This window comes from Nostocoides australiense Ben110, from assembly GCF_001050535.1.
GTDB classification, from domain to species: Bacteria; Actinomycetota; Actinomycetes; order Actinomycetales; family Dermatophilaceae; genus Nostocoides_A; species Nostocoides_A australiense.
The window spans coordinates 3,540,747-3,544,843 of the sequence record NZ_HG764815.1 but is presented as its reverse complement, the minus strand read 5'-3'; the positions used below and the strand labels follow the sequence as shown (position 1 = coordinate 3,544,843).

4 protein-coding genes are annotated in these 4,097 nt (G+C 68.9%); all 4 read right to left on the bottom strand.

All coding sequences use genetic code 11. From position 1 onward, the window contains the following. Positions 1-983 (bottom strand): lamin tail domain-containing protein (locus BN11_RS17315; RefSeq protein WP_048699569.1); only part of this gene is annotated, 983 nt, incomplete at its 3' end. A 57-nt stretch (positions 984-1,040) separates the two neighbouring features. After that, positions 1,041-1,664, bottom strand: coding sequence for a hypothetical protein (locus BN11_RS17310; protein ID WP_157044246.1), 624 nt, complete (start codon positions 1,662-1,664; stop codon positions 1,041-1,043). A gap of 498 nt (positions 1,665-2,162) precedes the next feature. After that, the gene (locus BN11_RS17305) at positions 2,163-2,978 is read right to left on the bottom strand and encodes an ExeA family protein (protein WP_048699567.1); all 816 of its coding nucleotides are present in this window, start codon (positions 2,976-2,978) and stop codon (positions 2,163-2,165) included. Beyond that, positions 2,975-4,097 (bottom strand): DDE-type integrase/transposase/recombinase (locus BN11_RS17300; RefSeq protein WP_048699566.1); only part of this gene is annotated, 1,123 nt, incomplete at its 5' end. The genes BN11_RS17300 and BN11_RS17305, both read right to left, overlap by 4 nt.

Genomic DNA, 4,097 nt, shown 5'->3' with positions numbered 1-4,097 from the left:
CGGTGGTTGGTGATCATGTCGGTGTAGACCTCGTCGGACATGAACCACTGCAGGACGGGGTATGTCGCGGCGTCCAGTTCGGGGTCACGCACGACATACCCGTCATACGGCCGCGAGTCGCCCGCCGCGGGGTATGCCGCCGTCTGCGTTCCCTGGGTAGCGCTGACGCGGTAGCGCACGAGTTCGCCCGCGCCCGCACCCGGGATCGTCGCGGCATACACCCCGTCGCCGGCGCCGCCGGGGCTCGCGGCGTCGTCCGCCATCGGGATGACCACGTCGGTGCCGAACATGACCTTGTAGGTCAGGGCGAGGGTGGCACCGACCGGCGCGGTGGCGGTCATGGTCACGTCCGCCCCCGGATCGGGCGACGTCGTGCTCGGCGCGACCCCGGTCAGCGCCAAGGGCCGGGCGGAGTTGGCGGCGCCCGGGGTGCCGAAGTCGACGGCGCTGGCGTGCCAGTTGGCGCCCATGGAGTTGTCGGTGGCGCCCGGGTCGAGTTCGAGGGAGGGTCCGGAGCCGTCCGGAGCCACCGGCCACGGGGGGAGGTCGTCGTAGGTGACCGTGTCGATTTCGTTGGTGGCGGCGTCGCTCAGCGTCACGGTCTCGCCGCCATTGGACAGGGCCTCGCCGGCGAGGAATTCAAACCCGGCCGCGACACCGAACCGGTCCTGGAAGAGCGCGGCGTTGTTGGTGCCGACCAGATAGCCGCCGGCGGGGATGGTTGTCCCGGCCGGGAGCGTCGTGCCGGCGATGCCGGCAGTGAATTCCCAGCCGCCCACGTCGACGGGCTCGCTGCCGGCGTTGTGCACCTCGAGGAACTCGAGCGCGCCGTAGGTCAGGTCGGCATCGGCAGCGTGATAGAGCAACTCGGTGATTTGCACATCGCTGGCCGCGGCATTGGCGGGGACGCCGGTCAAGGCCGTGACGGCGAGGGCCGTCGAACCGATCAGGGCGAGCGTGCGAGTCGCTCTTGTCCTACGCATGTTCCCTCCGTGCTTACTGAATTGTTGGGTCGGTCTTGGGGTATCGGTCGCGGAAAGTCATCGCCGCGTGATGTAGATCGGATTGCTGAAGGCGACGCGTGAGCCCCCGGCCCACACTTCGGTACGGACATACGAGTTGGCGTTCGTGAAGGTCACCGAGGTGGAGGTGGCCGAACCCGGGGTGATGGTGATGCTCATCAACGGCACCCGGCGGGTGCTGCCGCCGGGCCGCACCGAAATGGCGTAATGGAAGACCTTGACGGTCATGCCAGAGCAGCCCTCGTGGGTGACGGTCAGGCCGAGGGTCGGCCGGGTGGTCTCGATGGTCCACCCATGAGGATGTCCGCGACATAGAGCCGATTTGGCCAGCAACTGCGTGGCGGTGGTCCGCATCTTGTCCGTGCGCGCTGTGCCGGTGATCAGCGGCCCTGGGGTCGCACCGAACATGTGGTTGTAGCAAGCGGCACCGCCGGCCGCCCGTATCGCGTCGATGCATCCGCATTGGCGGGTCGGCGTCGCCCCGCCCGCCGGTGGGGTACCCGTGATGGGGGTGCCGTCGTTGGGCACCCAGTTGATGTGGGTCGCGTGTGACAACTCAAGGCCGTTCCCCGACATGCCCAAGGCCATGGTCGACCGCTTCCACCGCGAACAGATGCCGCCCGAAAGCCGCTCTGCGTTCATCCACTGTTAACCCCAAACGGTATTGAGGCCCGGCGATCGCCCGCAAGCCCTCCAAAAGGTGGACGCAACAGTGTTTGATCTGGTCAGCGGCGGGCCGCCGGTGAATTGCGTGCCGACCCCACTCACCCGGGCGGAGGGCGGCTGTCGACCCTCCTCGTCATCGCCATCGCCGCCACCGGTCTCCACTTTGCCTAAGCGCAGCCCTAGGCCTCATGGCGTGCAATGACCACCGGACCCAGCACACGTTCGAGGGGAGCGTAGTTGCCGTTCATCGCCGCCACAGATGCTGCGACATTGGCCTCCGGGTCCAACTGTGACCAGTCCAGAAACCAGCCCGCCCCCGGCAAGCTCAGCTGGGTGTTGACGGACGCGTCGGTTGAGGATGTGGGCGTCACTGTCGGTGGGGACGTGGTGGGGGTATGAGGTAGCCCCGCCGGGGGTCCGGCGGGGCTGTTGGTGGTCAGGGTGTCGCGGTGCTCGTCGGGGTGACGCGGTTGGCTATTCGGTGGTGACCTCGGTGACGGCGGCTCGGGCTGAGGTCTCGTCGACGATGGCCTTGCCGGCGGCGTATGCGGCGACGAGGGCTTGGACGGCGAGGTTGTTGATGGCTCGGGGGGTACCGCGGCCGACTTGGTGGATCAGCGCGGTGGCGTCGTCGGAGAAGAGGGGGTCGGAGCGGCCGGCGAGGGTGAGGTGGTGCGCGAGGTAGCTCTTGGTTTCGGTGTCGCTCATCGCGGTGAGGGTGTAGCGCAGCGCGATGCGTTGGTCCAGGGCGGCGAAGGTGCCCAGCTTGATCCGGCGGCGCAGGGTGGGTTGGCCGATGAGGAGGCACGCGAAGGGTGAGTGGGAGTCCATGTCGGCGTTGGTCAGCAGGCGGAGCTCTTCGAGTTGGTCGCTGGTGAGGAGGTGGGCTTCGTCGAGGATGAGGACGACGGTGCGGCCGCGTTCGTGTTCTTCGGCGGCGAGCAGCTCGACGGTTTGGGGGATGAGGGCGGCTTTGTGGAAGCGGGGTTCGCCGCCCAGGGCGGTGACGATCCCGCCGTAGAGGCCGCGGCCGCCGACGGCGGGGTTACCCAGGTAGATGGTGGTGTGCCGGGAGGGGTCCAGGTTCGCCAGGGCGGCGCGCACGGCGACGGTCTTGCCGGCGCCGACCTCACCGGTGACCACGCCCAGGGCGCGTTCGGTGATGCACCAGCCGATCCGGGCGACGGCCTCGGCATGGGCGGTGTGCCGGTGCAGCATGCTGGGGGCCAGGGCCTTGCCGAACGGCGTTCTGGTGAAGCCGTAGTGGGCTTGGAGTCGGTCAAGGGTCACGGGATCTCCTGATGGTCGGGTTCGTGGTGGACGGTGGGGGTTGGGTCGAGCAGGTCGAGCAGGTCGACCTGCCCGGGCAGTACGGCATTGGCGGCGGCCTGGGGGTGGACGGCGGGTTGCGTGATCGAGGCGTAGTTCACGCGCTGGGTCATGACCTGGGTGTGCCGGTCGCGGACCAGGGCCAGGTAGTCGATCCCGGTGACCGGCGCCGGCGCGGCGGTGGAGTCGCTCTTGACGGCGGGGTGCACGTGCCGGCCGATGACGTGCGCGATGGCGGTGCCGACTTCGCGGCCGGCGTAGCGCACCGTGATGTCGGTCAGGTCGAACGGGTCGAAGACGAGCTCGACGCGACGCCCGGTCAGGGCGGCGTCGACCTCGTAGGTGTTGCCGTGCAGCGAGACGGTGGCTGTCTTGGTCACGGCGCGATGCTCGGAGAACAAGAACGCCTCGCGGAGCTGGGTTGGGGTCGGGGTCGGCGGCGGGCCATCCCCCGCGAAACCGGTCAGGAACCGGGCCAGGGGTGCTTGCCCGGTTTCGGTGTGGACCCGCTGGTGGTACACGGTTTCGACCCACGCGGTGAACAGCTCGTTCAGCTCGGCCAGTCCGCTGACCTGCTCGGTCGCGCCGGGGGCGGTGAGCTCGATGAGGAACTGTTCGCGCACGGTGCGGAAGAACCGTTCGATCTTCCCGCGCCCTTGGGGTTGACCGGGCCTGGAGTGGGTCAACCGGATCCCCAGGACGGCCAGCGCGCGCAGCAGCTGCTTGGAGACCATCGCTGACCCGTTGTCCAGGTACACCACCTGCGGGATCCCCCGCGCGGACAGGCCAGCGCGTAACGCCGCCGCGAGGTGGAGCATGTCCTCGCTATGGCCCCACCGGTAGCCGACCAGCGCCCGGGAGTGGTCATCGATGAACGCCATCAGGTACGTCTTACGCCCGCCGATGACCGGCCCGTGCAGCGCGTCCCCGGTCCACCGCTGGTTCGGTGCGGCGGCCTCGAACCGGCCGAACACTCCCGGGGTGGTGCCGTCGGGTCGGGTGTTCAGCTCAAGGCGGGCGAAGTGGCGTTGCAGCGTGCGCGCCGAGGGCACCACTGCCACACCGTGCTCGGTCAGGATC